This window comes from Glutamicibacter ardleyensis (genome assembly GCF_014644555.1).
GTDB lineage: Bacteria > Actinomycetota > Actinomycetes > Actinomycetales > Micrococcaceae > Glutamicibacter > Glutamicibacter bergerei.
In genome coordinates, this window is the sequence record NZ_BMKX01000006.1 from 238284 (window position 1) to 257081 (window position 18798).

The window sequence follows — 18798 nt, forward strand, 5'->3', positions numbered from 1 at the left end:
CACCCGGAACTCGGTCACGTCGCTGACCCACTTGGTGTTCGCCGTGTTGGTTTGGAACTGGCGTTTGAGTAGGTTCTCCGCGATGTGACTAGTTTTCCCTTTGTAGGAGGAGTACTTGCGTCGTATCCGGACCTTGGATTTCAGGTTCAGCTGATCCATCAGCTTCCAGACCAATTTCTTGGACACCTTCCAACCCATCTTCACCAGCTCGACTCGCACTCGGCGATAACCGAACCGACGTTTGCTTTTGGCGAAGATTGTTTGGATGTCTTCTTTGAGCTTCTGGTGTTTGTCAGGTTTGGTGAGTCGTTGCGCATGGTAGAAATACGTTGATCTGGCCAGCCCTGCTGCTTTGAGCAGGTCAGCTAGATCGTGGTCAGGCTTGAGGATTGCGATCGCCAGCGTTTTCAGGCGTGCCCCTGGTTCCTCAAGTCCCGCAATTTTTTTAGGTATGCGTTTTCCGCTTGAACACGCTTGAGCTCGCGACGTAGCTTGTCTTCTTCAGTCAAGGCCACTGGTTTTTCGGAGCTTTTGGGCCTGCCCTTAGGTTTGAGCATCAGCGCTTCATCGCCGCCCTCACGATGTTGCTTAGCCCATCTCTCAACCAACTTGTGTGAGCTGAGATTAAACTCTTTCGCAAGATCCATCGTCGTTTCGCCGGTCGCATGTCGGTCAACGATTTCCTTCTTGAGCTCAAATGAATAGACGGCTTTCGTGCGTTTTTCCATAAGACATAGCCTGCCATGAAGCCGCCAGCTTCGATAAAGACGGCGAACGGGTGCTTGCTTAACTCGTAGTTCGGATGAGGCAGCTGTATAGCCTAAGCCTTCTTCGAAGAGGTCGACTAGTTGTTCTCGTTGTTGCTCGGTTAATGTGCTTCTTGCGCGCATTGAAAAGCTCCCCAGATGTTGGTTACTGATTTCTCAGTCCAACTTCTGGGGAGCAGTTCAGGAGCCGGACCCTTACTACTACAAGTTGCGTTCTTAATAAGCGTGCCTTGTGCTGCACATTCTCGATGGCTAAGTTAGGCAGCCCTAACGACTACAAGTTTGAAATCCCACATGCCCCGTTGGATAACGGAGCCATTTTTAGCTGGTGACTAGAAGTCCCAGTCCTCATCTTCGGTGTTTACTGCCTTACCGATGACGTAGGAGGAACCGGAGCCGGAGAAGAAGTCGTGGTTCTCGTCGGCATTCGGGCTCAGCGCCGCAAGGATCGCCGGCGAAACGTCGGTGACTGTTGCCGGGAACATTGCCTCGTAGCCCAGGTTCATCAGAGCCTTGTTGGCGTTGTAGTGCAAGAACTTCTTAACGTCCTCGGACAGGCCAACCGGATCGTAGAGATCATGGGTGTACTGCACTTCGTTTTCATACAGCTCGTACATGAGCTCGAAGGTGTAGTCCTTCAGCTCCTGCTTGCGCTCTTCGCTGGCTCCTTCAAGTCCCTTCTGGAACTTGTAGCCGATGTAGTAACCGTGAACGGCTTCATCACGGATGATCAGACGGATCAGGTCTGCGGTGTTGGTCAGCTTCGCGTGCGAGGACCAGTGCATTGGCAGGTAGAAACCCGAGTAGAACAAGAAGGACTCGAGCAAAGTCGAAGCAATCTTGCGCTTGAGTGGATCTTCACCGTGGTAGTAGCTCTCAATGATCTGAGCCTTCTTCTGCAGGTTCACGTTCTCCGTGGACCAGCGGAAAGCTTCGTCGATCTCCTTGGTGGAAGCCAAGGTAGAGAAGATCGAAGAGTAGCTCTTTGCGTGCACCGATTCCATGAAGGCGATGTTGGTGTACACGGCTTCTTCGTGAGGGGTCAGCGCATCCGGGATCAGCGAGACCGCGCCGACGGTGCCCTGCAGGGTATCGAGCAGGGTCAAGCCAGTGAAGACGCGCATGGTGAGCAGCTTCTCGGCCTCGGTCAGAGTCCCCCACGACTGAATGTCGTTGGACAGTGGAATCTTCTCCGGTAGCCAGAAGTTGTTAACGAGACGGTTCCAAACCTCTACGTCTTTATCATCCTGGATGCGGTTCCAGTTGATTGCCTCAACCTTGTTGGCGAGCTTAATCTTCTCGGTCATTGCCCCTCATCGAAACGCTAAATCGTGTTAAGAACTTTGCTTACAACTCTACCGTTCTTTCGAACTCTACAGATGCAGCCAAGCATAAAGTTATTGTCAAATCTGTGACGCTCTGACGTGGTATTTCATACGCAACAGCTGCCGTTTGGTCAGACCAAGCGGCAGCTGTTGCGTGATGTTAATGACCAGCTAACCGGTCACAAACTTGAGGTATTACAGTGCGCAGGAGACGCAGCCTTCAACCTCGGTGCCTTCCAGCGCAAGCTGGCGTAGGCGGATGTAGTACAGGCTCTTGATGCCCTTGCGCCATGCGTAGATCTGCGCCTTATTGATGTCACGAGTGGTCACGGTGTCCTTGAAGAACAGCGTCAGGGACAGGCCCTGATCTACGTGCTGGGTTGCAGCGGCGTAGGTGTCGATGATCTTCTCGTAGCCGATTTCGTAAGCGTCTTCGTAGAAGTCGATATTCTCGTTGTTCATGTAAGGAGCCGGGTAGTACACGCGGCCGATCTTACCTTCCTTGCGGATCTCGATCTTCGCTGCGACCGGGTGGATCGAGGAGGTCGAGTTGTTGATGTACGAGATCGAACCGGTTGGCGGCACAGCCTGCAGGTTCTGGTTGTAGATTCCGTGCTTCATGACCGAATCCTTCAGCGCACTCCAGTCTTCCTGGGTAGGAATGTGGATTCCGTCGAAGAGTTCGCTCACTCGCGCGGTGGCCGGAGCCCACTGCTGAGTGGTGTACTTGTCGAAGAATTCACCGGATGCGTACTTCGAGTTTTCGAAGTTGTCGAAGGTTTCGCCGCGCTCCATGGCAATCTTGTTCGACGCAGTCAATGCGTGGAACAGGATCGTGTAGAAGTAGATGTTGGTGAAGTCGATGCCTTCTTCGGAGCCGTAGTAGATGTGCTCGCGGGCCAGGAAGCCGTGCAAGTTCATCTGGCCCAAGCCGATGGCGTGCGACTTCTTGTTTCCGTCAGCAATCGATGGCACCGAACCGATGTAGGACATGTCCGAGACGGCGCTCAATGCGCGAATGGCGATATCGACTGAACCCTCAAGGTCCTTGCCATCCATAGCCTTGGCAATGTTCATCGAGCCAAGGTTGCAAGAGATGTCCTTGCCAACCTTTGAGTAGCTCAAGTCATCTGCGAACTCGGAAGCCGAAGATACCTGCAAGATCTCCGAGCAGAGGTTCGACATCGTGATGCGACCCTCAATTGGGTTCTCACGGTTTACGGTGTCTTCGAACATGATGTACGGGTAACCGGATTCGAACTGGATCTCGGCCAGAGTCTGGAAGAACTCGCGGGCACTGATCTTCGTCTTCTTGATGCGCGAATCATCGACCATCTCCTCGTACTTTTCGGTAACGGAGATTTCGCTGAATGGCACGCCGTAGACGCGTTGCACGTCGTATGGGCTGAAGAGGTACATGTCTTCGTTCTTGCGGGCAAGCTCGAAGGTGATGTCGGGGATGACCACGCCAAGGGAGAGGGTCTTAATGCGGATCTTCTCGTCGGCATTTTCACGCTTAGTATCCAAGAAGCGGTGAATGTCTGGGTGGTGGGCGTTCAAGTACACCGCACCGGCGCCCTGGCGTGCACCGAGCTGGTTAGCGTAGGAGAAGGAGTCTTCGAGAAGCTTCATCACTGGGATGACACCGGAGGACTGGTTCTCGATCTGCTTGATCGGTGCGCCGTGCTCACGCAGGTTGGTCAGCGACAGTGCGACGCCGCCGCCACGCTTGGACAGCTGCAGCGAGGAGTTCACCGCACGAGCGATGGACTCCATGTTGTCTTCGATGCGCAACAGGAAGCAGGAGACAAGCTCGCCACGCTGCGCCTTACCGGCGTTAAGGAAGGTAGGGGTTGCAGGCTGGAAGCGGCCGCCGATGATTTCATCAACCAGGCTCGTAGCCAACTGCTCGTCGCCACGTGCCAGGTGAAGAGCCACCATGCAGACGCGGTCTTCGTATCGTTCCAGGTAACGCTTGCCGTCGAAAGTCTTCAGCGTGTACGAGGTGTAGAACTTGAAGGCACCGAGGAAAGTCTCGAAGCGGAACTTCTTAGCGAAGGCGCGCTTGAACAGATCTCGGATGAAGTTCATCGAGTACTGATCGAGAGTTTCACGCTCGTAGTATTCGTGCTTCACCAGGTATTCGAGCTTCTCATCCAGGTCATGGAAGAAGACGGTGTTGTTATTAACGTGATCCAAGAAGTACTGGCGGGCTGCGTAGCGGTCCACCTCGAATTGGATCTTGCCGTCTGGACCGTAAAGGTTCAGCATGGCGTTCAGATCGTTGTAGCTCAGACCCTGCATATTTGCGGGGAGCTCTTTAGTCTCGGTCATCTTTACTTCTTCTTGTGCGACGCTGGTGCCCAAAAGGTTTCAAGCCCTTCATTGACGTTGAGAACATCTTCTGGCGTTCCCATAAGTTCGAATGTGTATAAAACGGGTACGTTGCATTTGGCCGCAATTTTCTTAGCTGCGATGCAGTAGTACTCGCCGAAGTTCGTATTCCCTGCGCCGATCACTCCGCGCAAGTTTGCGCGGTTTGCTTCATGACCCAGAAATTTCATGATCTGGGGAAGGATCGAACGCTTTCCACGTTCACCACCGTAGGTTGGTATTAGCAACACATACGGTGCTGTGGCGATCAGTTGCGGCTCAGTTGGAAAAACCGGAATGCGAGCCGCACTGACATTCAATTTTTCAACAAAGCGCCGGGTGTTCTCCGATACCGAGGAGAAATAGATCAACGTGGTATCGGTGGTCACCGTGGCCTCGTTCGCCTCAGCGTTCTGCCGATAATCGGCAACTGCTGCTGGTGGCATTTTTTCGCCTCCGCGAGATGCTCGACGAGATAATTCTTTGGACCCGCAAGGGGTCCGACTGCCGACTAGTTGGCTACTGCCAAGGTAGCGATCTTGTCTGGGCGGAAGCCCGACCAGTGATCGTTGTCGGTGATAACAACCGGAGCCTGCTGGTAGCCAAGGCCGCGTACGTGCTCCAGGGCGGCGGCATCCTGCGAGATGTCTACCTTGTTGTACTCGATGCCCTGCTTGTCCAAAGCGCGGTATGTAGCGTTGCACTGCACGCAGGACGGCTTCGTGTAAACGGTGATTGCCATTTGCCTGTTTCCCCTTATTAAAAGTCCTTGTTTTGGCTCGGACTGCACCATTTTCGGCGCTCCCGGCCATCCTCGCGGATGCCCCAAAATATCGTCTCTGGGGTGTTTTCGGTGTTTCACTCACCAACGGGTTCAATACTACATCTTGTGTTTGGTCGGTCAAGTAGCCACTAGATGATGTATTACAAGTATGTCATTCATCCACCGGCCAGTCCACAGGAGCTGTGGATATTAACCGTCATTTAAACCGCGATTTCCCGCGGACGACCAAAACTTGTCCACAACCTTGGGAATGGTCAATGTGGTTTAAAAATTCTTCATGTGAGATGTTCCTCGGCGTGTTCAGCTTCGTCTGTCTAGACGGACCACATTTCTTGTGCCCTACATGTAGTGTCCGCCCACCTTCCGACATTTGGCGCGGTAAAACACGATTTGTGGGTAACACCTATTCGGCGCAAGTCACAGTGAAGGCAGGGTGTACCCCGGACAGGGCTTCGGAAGTCCCGGCGACCGATTGGGCCACTGCATCGATCAGTGAGACGTCACTGAGCAAGGCACCGGTAAGCATGCCCAGGAAGCAGTCTCCTGCCCCCTTTGCCTCGGTCTGGACTCGGCCAGTGTCGAACTGTTCTAGGTTCTCCTCATCGATAACTAACAGGCAACCGATAAAATCGGCGTCCTCGGTGGGAGCGGAGGTTACGATCACGTGGTCGGGTCCGGCATCCATCAAATCCAAGGCCGCGTTAGCAGCGTCTTGCTCATCATGGATTTTTGACTCGGTGAGCAGCTCCAGTTCGAAGGCATTCGGAGTCATCAGCCACGCATGCTCAATCAGATATTCTCCGTAACTGGCAGCGACTTCCTCACTGGCATAAAGACCAACATCCGAATCCCCAAATGCGGTATCCAGGATCAGCCGAAGCTGCGGGTAGCGGCCGCGCGCAGCAAGGAACCATTCGGCAATGATCCGTGCTTGGCTCGGCGACCCAAGATAGCCGACCACAACGTAGCTTGCTTGAGCTAAGGCCTCGCGGTCCAGCAGGTCAGTCAAGATGCCGGAGAGCCACTGGTCACTGATTGCACCACCGGAAACCGTCGGGTAATGCGGCAGGTTGCTTAAGAGCACGGTAGGTACCGCCACTGTTCGGTGGCCTGCTCGCTCGATCATCCGTGCGATGACGTTATTTCCCACGGCGCCATAGGCTAGCTGAGAGCTGAGCACCACGGCGGCTACGGGGCGAGCATCTAGTTCGAAGCCGCTCACGCCGATGCCTGGGGGTAGCTGCGGGCTCCGAAGATTCCCTGGCCTACTCGCACTACGGTGGCTCCTTCTTCAATAGCCAGTTCGAAGTCACCACTCATGCCCATGGAGAGCTGATCAAATCCTTCCGGTGCACCGGAATCCCTCAACTCTTCTAAGGTAGTGCGAAGCAACGCGAAGCTTGCACGAATAGTTGATTCGTCGGTGGTGTTAGCAGCCATAGTCATCAATCCGCGCGGGACCAGGCGGTCCAGCGGTGCGATAGCTTCGAGCAACTCGGCCACCTCGCCGGCGGCAATACCTGATTTGCTGTCCTCACCGGAGGTATTGACCTGGATAAAAACTTCTAGGGTGCGCTCTTCAAGCTCAAGGCGGCGTTGCAGGGTCTGGGCAAGTTTCAGCGAATCCAGAGCGTGAAATTCGTGGGCAAAGCGTGCCACGAACTTTGCCTTATTTGCTTGCAGCGGCCCAATAACCGCGTAGCGTAGCGTCGGATATTCGGAAGCGAACTCCTCGGATTTAGCTAGCGCTTCTTGAACCTTGTTCTCCCCCAGCGTCTGCACACCGGCTTCGATGGCCAGGCGCAGCCGTTCAGGTTCAATGGTTTTGGTCACCGGTAGCAGTCGCACGGCGCTGGCCTGACGGCCACTGCGCGATGCGGCCTCGGCGATTTTCTGATTCACAGTTGCCAAGTTCCGGGAGAAATCCTCGGTGGTTACCGCCTGTGCTGCGGCCGGTTGCGAAGTCATAAAACGCCTATGCCTCTTTCAGTTTGGTGAAACTACCTGCAAAAAGCCGGCCTCGAGAGCTCGAGTCCGGCTTTAAGCATAGGCATAGTTCACGTTCTAGAACATTTGACGCCAATTCGTCTTGGCAAGGTCAAAGAGTTCGTCGCCACGCCCGGAAAGCACCGTTCGGATGGCGTAGAGCGCGAATCCCTTAGCTTGTTCCACCTTGATGCTAGGCGGCATGGACATTTCTTGCCTGTCGGTGACCACGTCAAGGAGGGCGGGCCCATCAAAGGCAAGGAATTCAGCAACCGTGGCTTCTAGCAGATTCGAGTCTTCCACCCGGTATCCCTTGAGCCCGGCGGCGTTGGCGACCGCACCGAAGTCGGGGTTTTCTAGATCTGTCGCGTAGGTGACAAATCCTGCGGCCTTCATTTCAAGTTCTACGAAGTTCAGCGAGGAGTTGTTAAACACGACAATCTTGATAGGCAACTTATTTTGCGTCGCGGTGAGCAACTCGCCGAGCATCATCGCCAGTCCCCCGTCGCCGGCAAACGCGATCACCTGCCGGTTGCGGTCGATAGCCTGAGCACCCAGCGCATGGCAGAGCGCATTGGCCATCGACCCATGGTTGAAGGAACCTAACAGCCGGCGTTGCTCGGTCATCGCCACATAACGGGCAGCCCAAATGACTGGGGAACCAACGTCTGCGGTGAAGATCGCGTCGGGGTCCGCCGCCTGATCGATCAGCCGCGCCAAATATTGCGGGTGGATGGCCGCCTTGCCCTTGGATGGGGTGGCTAGCTCGTCGAGTTTAATGCGAGTTTTTGCATAGTGCGCCAACGCGTCATCTAGGTGCTTACGTTTCTTCTGTCGCGGCAGAACGGCGGCGAGCGCGGCTGCCGTGTCTTTGACCGTACCCACCAAGGGGACATCGACCTTGGTACGGCGGCCAAGCTGCTCTCCGCGCACATCGACCTGAATGATGCTCGCGTTCTGCGGGTAGAACTGTTGATACGGAAAGTCGGTGCCAAGCATCAATAGCACCTCGCACTCATCGATAGCTCGGAAGCCAGAGGCAAAACCTAACAACCCGGTCATTCCTACATCGAAGGGGTTCTCGTATTCGATATGTTCTTTACCGCGCATCGAATGCACGATAGGAGCGGCGAGCTTGTCAGCCAACTCCATGACTTCGGCGTGCGCCCCGGCGGTCCCGGCTCCGGCAAGAATGGTGACCTTCGCCGAGGACTGCAAGAGCTGCGCGGCCCGTTCAAGTTCCACCTCGTTGGGCACCACTCGCGGATTTGTTTTGATGATTTCTTGGGTGAGAACACGGTCCATTTGGGACAGGGCCACATCACCGGAAATGACGAGTACCGCAACACCACGCTTTTCAATTGCTTCACGCATCGCAATACGTAGCATCCGCGGAAGTTGCTTAGCATCCGAGACCTGCTCGGCATATACGGAACAACCACGGAAAATTTCTACCGGATGAGTTTCCTGGAAATAGTTCGACCCGATTTCTTCGGTGGGTATCTGTGCCGCGATGGCCAGTACCGGGACCCGAGAGCGCTGGGCATCGTAGAGCCCATTGATCAGGTGCAGGTTTCCTGGTCCGCAGGAGCCCACACATACGGTGAGCTCTCCGGTAATTTCGGCCTCGGCAGCAGCCGCGAAGGCCGCACCTTCCTCATGGCGATGATGAACCCATTCAATCTGCCCATTTTCCCGCAGTGCGTCGGTCAGCCCATTGAGTGAATCCCCCGGGACTCCGTAAATACGTTTAACACCCTGGGTGTAGAACTGATCGATCAAGTGTTCGGCGACGGTAGGCATTAATTTCCTCCTGCAAACAAGGGGCCGGCTTCTACCGGTTGGTATCGCCAGCCTACGAGAAAAAACGCCTCGCTGGCTAGCGACTATCCGGCAAACCCTGGCCAGTAATGCGAATCAGGTAGCGCGCGAGCACCAAAGATTCCTTGCCCCACACGAACCACCGTGGACCCTTCGGCAATTGCCAGCTCAAAATCTCCACTCATGCCCATGGACAATTCGTCCAGACCAATTCCTTCGGGCGCATCTTGTCGCACCTGATCACGTAGCTCACGCAACATGGTGAAGCAGGTGCGTACCGCCTGATGATCAGTGGAGAAGATCGCCAGAGTCATCAGTCCCTTGACTCGCAAACGGTCAAGCCCGGGTAAGGATTTGAGGAATGTTGATACCGCCGTGGGCTCCAGACCAAATTTTGTTTCTTCACCAGAGGTGTTCACTTGAACAAAAACGTCTAAGCTGCGATCTTCTAGTTCAAGACGCCGTTGCAAAGCGGTAGCCTGGCGCAGGTTGTCCAAGGCTTGGAACTCGTGAGCAAAACGGGCCACGTCCTTGGCTTTGTTGGTCTGCAGATGCCCAATTACCGAATATTTGAGTCCGGAGATATCGGCCAGATTTTCGGCTTTCCGGGCGGCTTCCTGCACCTTGTTTTCACCCAACCATTCCACACCAGCTTCAATGGCCAGACGCAGACGGTCCTCCGGTACCGTTTTGGTCACCGGCAGCAAGCGCACACTACCTGTCGCTCGCCCGGCGGCCAGCTCAGCTGCGGCGATCCGCTCGCGAATGGATGCGAGGTTAGCTTTGAAGTCCTCGACGGTACTAGCCGAACTCGCTGCGCTTGAATTCGAGGCTGGTTGGCTCATGAAGATACTGCTCCTAGTACTAACGACGAAAATTCCAAATCTCACTTCATCGTAATACCCCTAGGCAGATAAGGCTGATGAGCTACTAGGCTGGAGACGAGCATCTACTCAGACACAGCACTTTGGAGGTATCGATGGACGAGCAGACCGGCGGGCAAGTAGTGGATGTGCGAAACATCCCGAAAGCAGAACGCCACCCAAAAATCATGGCAGCTTACAACGCCCTACCGGCCGGCGGCTACCTGAGCCTGCTCAACGATCATGAGCCGGTAAACCTGCACAAAGAGTTCGAACGGAATCTGCCTGGCACCTACACTTGGCAAGCCACCGAACGAATCGGTGGGGACTGGGAAATCATCATTACCAAACTCGCCAGCACCCCGGCTCCACGAATCATGACAAACACCGCATGGCTAGGGGAACAAGAAAACACGCTCGACGGAGCCATCTGGAAACTCGAACCCGATGCCAGAGACCTCGACGCGAATATCATCGCGCTGCAGCCAAACCAGGAAATCGGCGAACACCGCGGACCAGACCTTGATGTGCTCATCCACGTGTTTGAAGGCACCGGCACCTTACACACCGAAATAGATTCAATCTCCTTAAATCTCGGTGACGTGCTCTACCTTCCGGCGCGTTCCCGGAGACACTTCGTGGCAGGCGTACACGGACTTAAATACTTCTCGGTTCACCAGCGCAAGAAGACGCTCGGTCTTATGCCTACGCTGCGAACAAAGAACGACTAAGCCTCGAAACGTCCAGTTTCCAGAAAATGTTCAAGCTTCACCCGGTGCGGGGCAAGATCTAGTCCTTGCTCATCCAACCATTGCTGGTTGTAATAGGTGTTCGCATAGCGCTCGCCGGAGTCACAAATGAGCGTGACAATACTTCCTTGCTCACCGCGTTCGAGCATGCCAGCAATAATTTGGAAGACCGCGTAGAGGTTCGTTCCGGTGGACCCACCGGTCCAGTGTCGGGTATGTGCCCGCAGCAGGTACATGGCAGCGAGCGATCCTGCATCAGGTACCTGGATCATATGGTCGATGACTCCGGGCACAAAAGAGGGTTCGACGCTTGGTCGCCCAATTCCCTCGATGCGTGAGCCAAGGCCGGTTGAGTGGCTCATATTTCCGGTACGCCATCCTTCATAAAAAGACGAGTTTTCCGGGTCGGCCACGGCCACTTGGGTATCATGTTGGCGGTAACGCACATATCTGCCAAAGGTTGCCGAGGTGCCTCCGGTACCTGCACCAACGACAATCCATGATGGGATCGGGTGCCGCTCGGCGGAAAGCTGCGAGAAGACCGACTCCGCGATGTTGTTGTTTCCGCGCCAATCAGTTGCTCGCTCGGCATAGGTGAACTGGTCTAAGTAGTAACCTTCAGATTCTTCAGCCAGTCGGCGAGCGGCAAGATCTACTTCGCCTGCTTTTTCAACCAGATGGCAGCGTCCCCCGTAGAACTCGATAAGTTCGATTTTCTCGCTACTGGTGCTTCTGGGGACCACAGCAATAAACGGCAGCCCAAGCATGCGAGCGAAATAGGCTTCAGAAACCGCGGTAGATCCGCTGGATGCTTCCACCAGCGTGGTGTGTTCACCAATTCTTCCGTTGACCAAACCATAGAGCAACAACGAACGAGCTAAACGGTGTTTAAGGGACCCGGTGGGATGTACCGACTCGTCTTTGAGATAGAGGTCTATCCCCCACTCTTTAGGTAGGGGAAAAACGTGAAGGTGGGTATCGGCGCTACGATTGGCATCCGCGTCAAGCAATGCAATAGCGTTCCGGACCCAATGATTTGGTTTGCTTATCTGCTCAGTCACGCACCTACTCTATCTCTAGTCTATTGGCTTGCGATCAGCACCGGCTTGGTCAAAAACCGAGGTGTCAGGGCTACGCTGCTGGCTCCACTTTCCTGTGAGTTCGCGGTGAGCTAAACCCTATGCTATTGAGAGTTATCTTTAGGCTGGCTAGGGTAGATTGAGTGGCCCGAGTTACCACAAGTAACAACCCCGGGATCCTCGACGAGAGTAGGTTTAAGATGTCAAAGACTGCTAAGAGTTTCAAAGAAGTTGAGAAATCGCTGAATAAACTAGCGAAGTCAGCCAAGGCAGAACTCCCGAAGGATCTTCGCGAGACTTGGAATAACGCCATCTCCGGAGTCAACGGTGAAGCTATCGGCAACGCAGGCGCCAGCCTGATCGAAAACGTCACCGGCAATTCAAAGGCCGCGAAGCGCACCCGTTCATCGGTTGAAAGCGCAGTGAAGACCGCACAGCAGAAACTGGGTGCTCCACAAAAGTCTTCATGCAAGAGTGGCAAGCTTCTGCTAGTGGGCACCATTGTTGCCGCTATCATCGCTGTAGTAGTTGCGAGCACCAAGAAGAGTGCCGCGCACTAACAATGTCTGCATGACCTAAACGTCGCAAAAACCGTGGTTCTGATTTTCAGGGCCACGGTTTTTGCGTTCAACGCCCGCCGCCGCTGAACGCTTCGTGTCGAGTACGTCTTAAGCTCTGAATTCCGTACCAGCTCAGTTGCTGGTGCGTAGCTCCACATTTATTGATTCCGCATTGCGTGTCACAACCCAGACATGCCCAGCGCCCAAAACTTTGAGATTCGATGGATTCGCCGACTCGACAACAACCGCGGTGTCTTCATCAATCGCCATGGTCATCTCGGTAAGATTTCTTTCAACGGTAGCTATGGCTCGTCCCAGTGTCCCCGCTTGGGCCGCGTGCACCTCGACGGTAAACGGGGTCAGCCCAAGCCCGTCCGCAAATGTGATCTCCTTCAGGTTCTCTGAGGATTCTTCCGAGCAGATTTCAATCCCGTCAGAAAAATATCCGCCAATCAGTGCATTTCTGGGAGCGATCATCGCGCCGGCAGAGAACCCCATATACGGAATCCCCCGATTTACGGCTCCTCGAATAGTCTCCGCGCAAGTGCGCAAACTGGCTAGATACTCTGGTGTGGGGCCGCCACAGACAATAATTCCATCCACATTCTCGAAGCTCGCAGGGTCGGTAGGCCTACCGAGACGCAGATATACTGGCCGGATCTGACAAGGGATACGTTCTTCTATGGGTGTCGAGTAGGCAGGAAGAAAATGTTGACCACTGCCCTCATAGTCAAAAAGGGCCAGAGCCAGAATTGGCTCACCCTCATGCGTTCTGTTCTCGAGAACATCCTGGACAAATGCGTCCAAGATTGGCTCATATACAGGCGTATCAGGTACGCCGCCACCCACGAGAAAAATGCTCACGCGATCAGCGTAGCGCAGCGGCTCTCTTGCGGTACACCAGCGCCAACTATCAGGGCTACTCAGGATGATCCTGAGTAACCCTGATAGTTGTTGAGTTTCTACCTACCGTTGCCGGCGTGCCCGCGAAGTCTTCATGGCAGCGGCCACTCCAAGGCCTGCCATCACCAATCCGACAGGAATCAGCCACAAGCTGTTGACGCCGGTGTCGGCTAGACGCTCGCTCTCCGGTTTCGCTGGCTCATCCGTGGGAGTCGAGCTCGGCTCTGGCTGCGAGCTTCCAGCTGGCGGCGACTCGCTTTCGCTGTCCACAACTTCCGGACTCTGCGTAGCTTCAAGGGAAGAAGACGGCACCGGCGACGGTGTCGGCTGCTCGCTACCTTCTGGAGTCTCGCTTTGCTGCGGAGACTCGCTCTGCCGTGGGGACTCCGATGGGGACTCCGATTCGGTTGGCTGCTCGGATGTTCCGAACACCTCGTTTACGGAACCCAAATTAGCAAATACTGTCTCACCGCTCGCGTCATCCACGGCATCATTGTCGGTAACAACAAAAACATCACCAGCACCGGAAATTGTTAGCCCCTCAAGCTTCTCTTGAGTGCGGCCGTGCGTTGCTTCGAGCACCGGCAGGACGTCTTTTGCCAAGGACTTGTCCAGAATGGTCACCTCGTCGGAAGCTACTTCGGGGAGCTCGAACTGATAGATGGCCTTCAATTGCGCATCTTCGCCGATGCGTTTGTCACGCTCGATTACAGCGAATTTCCCGTCAGGTAATCCAGTGATTTCTGAGAGTCCATTCCACGAATCATCTTCACCCGCAGGTTCAAGCTGATATCCGTACCAGACGAACTCTGCGCTAGCTGGGGTGTACTTGCCGATCCGAACGAAGTCCTCGCCCGGAACTTCTCGTTGCAGAGCAAAGATGACTTCTTCTTGTTCACCGCTGCCCTGAACACTCACTCCTTCGAGTCCTTGGCCTTCTAGCTGAGCAACCGCATCTTCTGGCAGTGACACTTCGTCGATGACCGCACCTGCTTCATCGATCCGAATCAGCGCGTTTTCTGTGCCTTCCTTACCCTCGTGGGCAGCCCAGAATCCACCGTCGGCGCGGGCTGCAATACCTTCCAGATCGAGGCTGGCGGGAGCTCCATCCTGGGTGACGGGTATGGAGCTTTCGATCAACGCGGGAGACTTCTGGGTATCGATTGAGTAAATACGAGGTTCATACGCGCTGTCGCTGACCGCGAAAAGCTTGTGCGGCTGTGCTGGGTTGGCACTCAGGCCGCTCAATGCGCCGAAAGGCACCAGATTTTCAATGTCGGATTCGATGGTTGGGAACTGAGCGCCGGTGGCCCCGAATTTGAATAGTGTCATCGCAGAACGCACACCCTTGTCGGCTTCATCGGTTTCCGAGGCTATCGCCAGCAGATCACGACCGGGAATCGGGAGGATTCCTTCTGGCCCATTGGTAGTTGGCAGGCTCTGGAGATACTTGGGGCTGGTGGGATCGCTCAGTTCGTAGACGGCCACAAAGTTGCCGCGCTCGGAGGCAACAAATAGGTAGTCGACGCCGTTGAAGGTCTCGACGGCTAGGCCTTCTGGCTCGGTCCCCTTCTTGCCTGCACGCTTCTCCGGGAACAGACCTTGAGAAAGTGCAAGGTGCTCGAAGCTGTTTCCCGCATCCCAGGCAACTTTTCCGGTGTGGGAATCAAAAATTGTGAAACCGCGACTTCCACCTTTCCAATCCCCTTCGTTGGCGGTGGCTAGGTAGCGGTCCTGGATCCAGCCGATGGCGTCTGGTTCGCGCGGCACGTCCTGCAGTGACCCGGTAGGATCTAGTTTTCCGTCTTCTTCAATGTCAATATCTTTGAGATCAACGCTGCCGGCGCTAAAAGCCTTGGTTATTTTGCCGCTGGGCAGGTCGATCAAGACCACGCCGTTGTTTTCTTGGAGGGTTACCGCCAATTGGTTGTTGGCATTAATGGTGACGTACTCGGGTTCCGGATCTTGTGGGGTGTCAATTCCGGCTTCGGTAAGGATCGGCAATGCGTCGGGCTTTTCTGGGGTTCCTGAGGTGAGTGCTACTTCGCGAATGTTCCACCCGTCGGGTTCGGCACCGACCAAGTCAAGAATCTGGACGGATCCAGCTGGAGCCTGGGGCAGGCCGCCGTCGCCAGCATCCTCATCACGTTCGTTTTCAATGGCTATCGCGGCGTAGGCGCCGTCTTTAGAAATTGCGATCGAGTCCGGCTGCCCTACAAGCTCGATGCTGCGGACCAGACTACGATCGGCGATGCGCACAACGTCAACCCGCCCCGAAGGGTTCGCATAGCTTTCCGAGGTATTTACTACGACAAAAACGAAGTCACCGTACGCGGCAACACTGGTGGGTTCGTCTTCCGGGCTACCGAGCTGGTGTAGTGCAAGTGTTCCCAGCCCTTGGGGGTTGGACGGATCAGAAATATCCAGAAATCCAACCTGACGCGACAGCGCGTCCGAGTAGATCAGCGTTTTCCCGTCCTCGGAGACGGTGGAAATTTCCGAGGCAGTTTCAGCCGCTACGCCCTCCGGATGGTTCTGGTAAACCGGATAGGTGGAGATGCGCTCAAAGTAGTTTCCTGACTCCGCGGTTGCAGTGTCCGCCAAAGTTAATGGTGCAATACCGGCAGCACCGACCACAATCGCGGCGGCGAGGACGCCCACTGATTTTCTTGCAGCTCGATTCACGTGAGTTGTTCCCCCATAATGCTTAGTGTTTGCTTGCAATGCCCTCCTAAGATTGGCAAACCATAGCTACCAGCTGATGAATTCGAAGTTAACCGAGACGAACATGTGCAAAGCGAATCGGGGTACCGATGTCCTCCACCTATGTCCTACCGCCAGGGCGCATACCGATGATTTCCACGTTCCATACGATCTCCCATCGACCCGACGATGCCGAAGTTTCCCTTGCCGAAGTAGCCTTCGATTTTCTGGTGCTGTTTAAGCTTCTGACCCGAATCAAGTTCGATCACCATTTCCATGAACATCGCCTTCATCCGCCATCCACGACGGCGGTCGGTAATCTGCCCTCTGGCTGCTGCCTCGATGATCTGCCCGAGCAGGTCAATGTGTTGTTCATCGAGTTCAAATTCCCATTCGGCTTGCGCGATGTCTGCGATGATCCGCGGCTTGTCCGTCGCAAATTCCAGAATCCAGTGAACAGATGCGGCTTCTTCATTGGTGGGGACCAACGAGGCGTTACCTAGCTGATCAAAGCGTACGGAGGCCACAGTTTCATAGGTTTTTGTTAACCGCTCGAGAAGTTTGGCAAATTGTTCTCGAAGTTCGGACTCCTGGTAACTGGCGGTTCGAGCGGAACGCTGCTGCTCAATTTCGTCGGGAACTTCGAACTCCATTTGCGGGTCCCATTCATGAACCGGTGGAAGCGAAGCAGGATCTAGAACGTCTAAGCAGACGATGATCGAATCGTGGTCAAAGTCCGTTCCCGCGGGGATATGGATAACTTCCGTGATCCGGGCAGGCTCCTCGGATGCAATCATTTGACGCGGATCGCCGATGGCCGCGACGTAGTGTCTATCTACAAGCTCAATGGACACAATTCGGGCTGTCACCGAGCTAACCGGGACACCCGAATCGCTGAGCTGGTCATGATCATCTAGTTCGAAGCTCACCTCGCCCCGCGGCGAACGCAGCTGCGCCATCACCCATTCAACGGTGTCTCCAGTACTAAACGCCGGACCGCAACAGGCGTGAGCCCAGCCATCGATATTTGCCTTGATCTGCATGTACTCAATCTAGTGCCTGAAGGGCAAGCGGGATATAGCCAAAACTTCCAGCCTCCGCTTAGCCTGTCCGCTGTGCTCAAATGAGTCTCAAAGCCAATCACGGTTAGGATGGCTTGGTGGCACATATCGACGTTACCGAAATCCAATACTTCCTCTCCGATGGCACACAGTTGCTGGGCGGAGTCACTTTCAAGGTCAGTGCGGGTTCCAAAACCGCGTTGATCGGTCCTAATGGCACGGGCAAAACTACCTTGATCAAGATCATTTCCGGTGATCTGAAGGCCGATGAAGGTGCCATCAACCGCTCGGGCTCGATGGGCATCATGCGTCAGTTCGTCGGGCAGGTCCGCGATGAATCTACGGTCAAGGATCTACTACTTTCAACGGCCGCTCCGGAGCTAGCCGCTGCTGCTGCCAAGGTCTCGGCTTGTGAAGCCAAGATGCTGGTGAGCGATGATGAAAAAGTTCATATGCGCTACGCCGAAGCGATCATTGCCTGGGGTGATGCCGGTGGTTACGAGCTCGAAACCACGTGGGACAAAGTCTGCATGGCAGCGCTTGGCATACCTTTTGATAAGGCAGAAGAACGCTTGGCACGCACCTTATCCGGCGGCGAACAAAAACGTCTCGTCTTAGAAGCCCTCTTTGAAGGCAACGACGACTTGCTACTCCTTGATGAGCCTGACAACTACCTCGACGTCCCGGGCAAGCGTTGGCTTGAAGCGATGATGGCTCGCTCCCCCAAAACGGTCCTCTTCATTAGCCACGATCGCGAGTTGCTGAACAACGCGGCCACCCGAATAGTTACCTTAGAACCAGGTCATGGAGGTGCCACTGCGTGGATCCATGGCGGTTCATTCGGATCTTACGTCGAGGCACGTAAGGAACGTAATGAGCGCTTCGAAGAACTGCGCAAGCGCTGGGATGAAGAACATTCCAAGCTCAAGGAATTGGTCATCATGTACAAGACCAAAGCCGCATTCCGCTCCGACATGGCCAACCGTTACCATGCTGCGCAAACACGGTTGGACAGATTCCTAGAGGCTGGTCCACCCCAAGCTATCCCACTGGAACAAAATGTACAGATGCGCTTGAAGGGTGGCCGTACCGCCAAGCGCGCGGTAGTCGCCGAAAAGCTCGGACTCACCGGCTTGATGAAACCCTTTAGCAATGAAATCTGGTTCGGTGACCGTGTGGGGGTGCTGGGGTCCAACGGTTCAGGAAAATCACACTTCCTGCGCCTCTTAGCGGCCGGCGGTACCGATCCGGAACGCGAACACCTTCCCGTTTCGGACGTCGAACTAGCCGAGGTACCCCATGAAGGTTCGGTCAAACTTGGGGCTCGCATCCGCCCTGGCTATTTCGCTCAGACTCATACCCGTCCTGATCTCTTTGGCCGCACGTTGCTGGAGATCTTGCATCGCGGTGACGAACACCGTTCCGGTATGGCCCGTGAGGCTGCCTCGGGGGCGTTGGATGGTTATGGATTAGCTGGCCAAGCCGAGCAGAAATTTGAGTCACTCTCTGGTGGACAGCAGGCACGCTTCCAGATTTTGCTCTTGCAACTCTCCGGAGCGACCTTACTGTTGCTCGATGAACCGACCGATAACTTGGACCTGCACTCTGGTGAGGCACTGGAGCGTGCCATCGACTCATTTGAGGGCACCGTGCTCGCGGTGACACACGATCGCTGGTTTGCGAGATCCTTCGACCGCTTCCTCGTCTTCGGTTCCGACGGCAAGGTCTACGAGTCCGATACTCCGGTATGGGACGAAAAGCGTGTAGAACGAGATCGCTAGTTCACCACTAGTTGGTCCCGTAAAACAGTCGCCCACGAATACC

17 protein-coding genes are annotated in these 18798 nt (G+C 54.9%); 3 read left to right on the plus strand and 14 right to left on the minus strand.

Going from position 1 to position 18798, the window contains the following annotated elements; genetic code table 11:
* The 10 genes from IEX04_RS18860 to IEX04_RS12875 form a co-directional block, all read right to left on the minus strand.
* The coding region (locus tag IEX04_RS18860) for an IS3 family transposase (RefSeq protein WP_308422422.1) at positions 1 to 453 on the minus strand (453 nt) is incomplete at its 3' end.
* Entirely contained in the window at positions 408 to 890 is a 483-nt protein-coding gene (locus tag IEX04_RS18865) for a helix-turn-helix domain-containing protein (RefSeq protein ID WP_229677137.1), read from the minus strand. The genes IEX04_RS18860 and IEX04_RS18865, both read right to left, overlap by 46 nt.
* A gap of 209 nt (positions 891 to 1099) precedes the next feature.
* Entirely contained in the window at positions 1100 to 2074 is a 975-nt protein-coding gene (nrdF, locus tag IEX04_RS12840; RefSeq protein WP_096284905.1) for a class 1b ribonucleoside-diphosphate reductase subunit beta, read from the minus strand.
* Positions 2075 to 2287: 213 nt separating this feature from the next.
* The gene (nrdE, locus tag IEX04_RS12845; RefSeq protein ID WP_188686115.1) at positions 2288 to 4426 is read right to left on the minus strand and encodes a class 1b ribonucleoside-diphosphate reductase subunit alpha; all 2139 of its coding nucleotides are present in this window, start codon (positions 4424 to 4426) and stop codon (positions 2288 to 2290) included.
* A 2-nt stretch (positions 4427 to 4428) separates the two neighbouring features.
* Positions 4429 to 4911 (minus strand): class Ib ribonucleoside-diphosphate reductase assembly flavoprotein NrdI, encoded by a 483-nt coding sequence (nrdI, locus tag IEX04_RS12850; protein ID WP_188686117.1) that lies wholly within the window; start codon positions 4909 to 4911, stop codon positions 4429 to 4431.
* Between the two features lie 65 nt (positions 4912 to 4976).
* A complete protein-coding gene (nrdH, locus tag IEX04_RS12855) occupies positions 4977 to 5207 on the minus strand; it encodes a glutaredoxin-like protein NrdH (protein ID WP_096284911.1) in 231 nt (76 codons plus the stop codon).
* A gap of 445 nt (positions 5208 to 5652) precedes the next feature.
* Complete coding sequence (locus tag IEX04_RS12860; protein ID WP_096254695.1) at positions 5653 to 6471, minus strand: PfkB family carbohydrate kinase; 819 nt, start codon at positions 6469 to 6471, stop codon at positions 5653 to 5655.
* The gene (locus IEX04_RS12865) at positions 6468 to 7217 is read right to left on the minus strand and encodes a YggS family pyridoxal phosphate-dependent enzyme (RefSeq protein ID WP_096254694.1); all 750 of its coding nucleotides are present in this window, start codon (positions 7215 to 7217) and stop codon (positions 6468 to 6470) included. Before IEX04_RS12865 ends, IEX04_RS12860 begins: the two co-directional genes overlap by 4 nt.
* 96 nt (positions 7218 to 7313) lie before the next feature.
* Positions 7314 to 9038 (minus strand): ubiquinone-dependent pyruvate dehydrogenase, encoded by a 1725-nt coding sequence (gene poxB / locus IEX04_RS12870; protein ID WP_188686119.1) that lies wholly within the window; start codon positions 9036 to 9038, stop codon positions 7314 to 7316.
* A gap of 83 nt (positions 9039 to 9121) precedes the next feature.
* Positions 9122 to 9901 carry a YggS family pyridoxal phosphate-dependent enzyme gene (locus tag IEX04_RS12875; RefSeq protein ID WP_188686122.1) on the minus strand — a complete coding sequence of 260 codons (780 nt, stop codon included), beginning with the start codon at positions 9899 to 9901 and terminating at the stop codon, positions 9122 to 9124.
* Between the two features lie 134 nt (positions 9902 to 10035).
* On the opposite strand from IEX04_RS12875, the gene IEX04_RS12880 reads away from it, so the two are divergent.
* Positions 10036 to 10650 (plus strand): DUF2249 domain-containing protein, encoded by a 615-nt coding sequence (locus tag IEX04_RS12880; RefSeq protein WP_096254691.1) that lies wholly within the window; start codon positions 10036 to 10038, stop codon positions 10648 to 10650.
* Here IEX04_RS12880 and IEX04_RS12885 read toward each other — a convergent pair.
* Complete coding sequence (locus IEX04_RS12885) at positions 10647 to 11729, minus strand: PLP-dependent cysteine synthase family protein (protein ID WP_229677138.1); 1083 nt, start codon at positions 11727 to 11729, stop codon at positions 10647 to 10649. The genes IEX04_RS12880 and IEX04_RS12885 overlap by 4 nt on opposite strands.
* A gap of 218 nt (positions 11730 to 11947) precedes the next feature.
* Between IEX04_RS12885 and IEX04_RS12890 the strand changes: the two genes are divergently transcribed.
* Complete coding sequence (locus IEX04_RS12890; RefSeq protein ID WP_096254690.1) at positions 11948 to 12307, plus strand: hypothetical protein; 360 nt, start codon at positions 11948 to 11950, stop codon at positions 12305 to 12307.
* A 132-nt stretch (positions 12308 to 12439) separates the two neighbouring features.
* Here the strand turns inward: IEX04_RS12890 and IEX04_RS12895 are convergent, their stop codons facing one another.
* The 3 genes from IEX04_RS12895 to IEX04_RS12905 form a co-directional block, all read right to left on the minus strand.
* Complete coding sequence (locus IEX04_RS12895) at positions 12440 to 13171, minus strand: Type 1 glutamine amidotransferase-like domain-containing protein (RefSeq protein WP_096254689.1); 732 nt, start codon at positions 13169 to 13171, stop codon at positions 12440 to 12442.
* A 102-nt stretch (positions 13172 to 13273) separates the two neighbouring features.
* Positions 13274 to 15871 carry an esterase-like activity of phytase family protein gene (locus IEX04_RS12900; RefSeq protein ID WP_188686167.1) on the minus strand — a complete coding sequence of 866 codons (2598 nt, stop codon included), beginning with the start codon at positions 15869 to 15871 and terminating at the stop codon, positions 13274 to 13276.
* 170 nt (positions 15872 to 16041) lie between these two features.
* Entirely contained in the window at positions 16042 to 16956 is a 915-nt protein-coding gene (locus IEX04_RS12905; protein WP_188686124.1) for a DUF6578 domain-containing protein, read from the minus strand.
* Positions 16957 to 17072: 116 nt separating this feature from the next.
* Between IEX04_RS12905 and IEX04_RS12910 the strand changes: the two genes are divergently transcribed.
* Entirely contained in the window at positions 17073 to 18755 is a 1683-nt protein-coding gene (locus IEX04_RS12910; RefSeq protein ID WP_105673941.1) for an ABC-F family ATP-binding cassette domain-containing protein, read from the plus strand.
* Positions 18756 to 18798 lie beyond the last annotated feature (43 nt).

Bases quoted from the DNA above. Each gene is read 5' to 3' on its own strand.
- IEX04_RS18865 (WP_229677137.1), bottom strand. From the start codon at position 890: ATGCGCGCAAGAAGCACATTAACCGAGCAACAACGAGAACAACTAGTC.
- nrdF (WP_096284905.1), bottom strand. From the start codon at position 2,074: ATGACCGAGAAGATTAAGCTCGCCAACAAGGTTGAGGCAATCAACTGG.
- nrdE (WP_188686115.1), bottom strand. From the start codon at position 4,426: ATGACCGAGACTAAAGAGCTCCCCGCAAATATGCAGGGTCTGAGCTAC.
- nrdI (WP_188686117.1), bottom strand. From the start codon at position 4,911: ATGCCACCAGCAGCAGTTGCCGATTATCGGCAGAACGCTGAGGCGAAC.
- nrdH (WP_096284911.1), bottom strand. From the start codon at position 5,207: ATGGCAATCACCGTTTACACGAAGCCGTCCTGCGTGCAGTGCAACGCT.
- IEX04_RS12865 (WP_096254694.1), bottom strand. From the start codon at position 7,217: ATGACTTCGCAACCGGCCGCAGCACAGGCGGTAACCACCGAGGATTTC.
- poxB (WP_188686119.1), bottom strand. From the start codon at position 9,038: ATGCCTACCGTCGCCGAACACTTGATCGATCAGTTCTACACCCAGGGT.
- IEX04_RS12875 (WP_188686122.1), bottom strand. From the start codon at position 9,901: ATGAGCCAACCAGCCTCGAATTCAAGCGCAGCGAGTTCGGCTAGTACC.
- IEX04_RS12880 (WP_096254691.1), top strand. From the start codon at position 10,036: ATGGACGAGCAGACCGGCGGGCAAGTAGTGGATGTGCGAAACATCCCG.
- IEX04_RS12890 (WP_096254690.1), top strand. From the start codon at position 11,948: ATGTCAAAGACTGCTAAGAGTTTCAAAGAAGTTGAGAAATCGCTGAAT.
- IEX04_RS12905 (WP_188686124.1), bottom strand. From the start codon at position 16,956: ATGCAGATCAAGGCAAATATCGATGGCTGGGCTCACGCCTGTTGCGGT.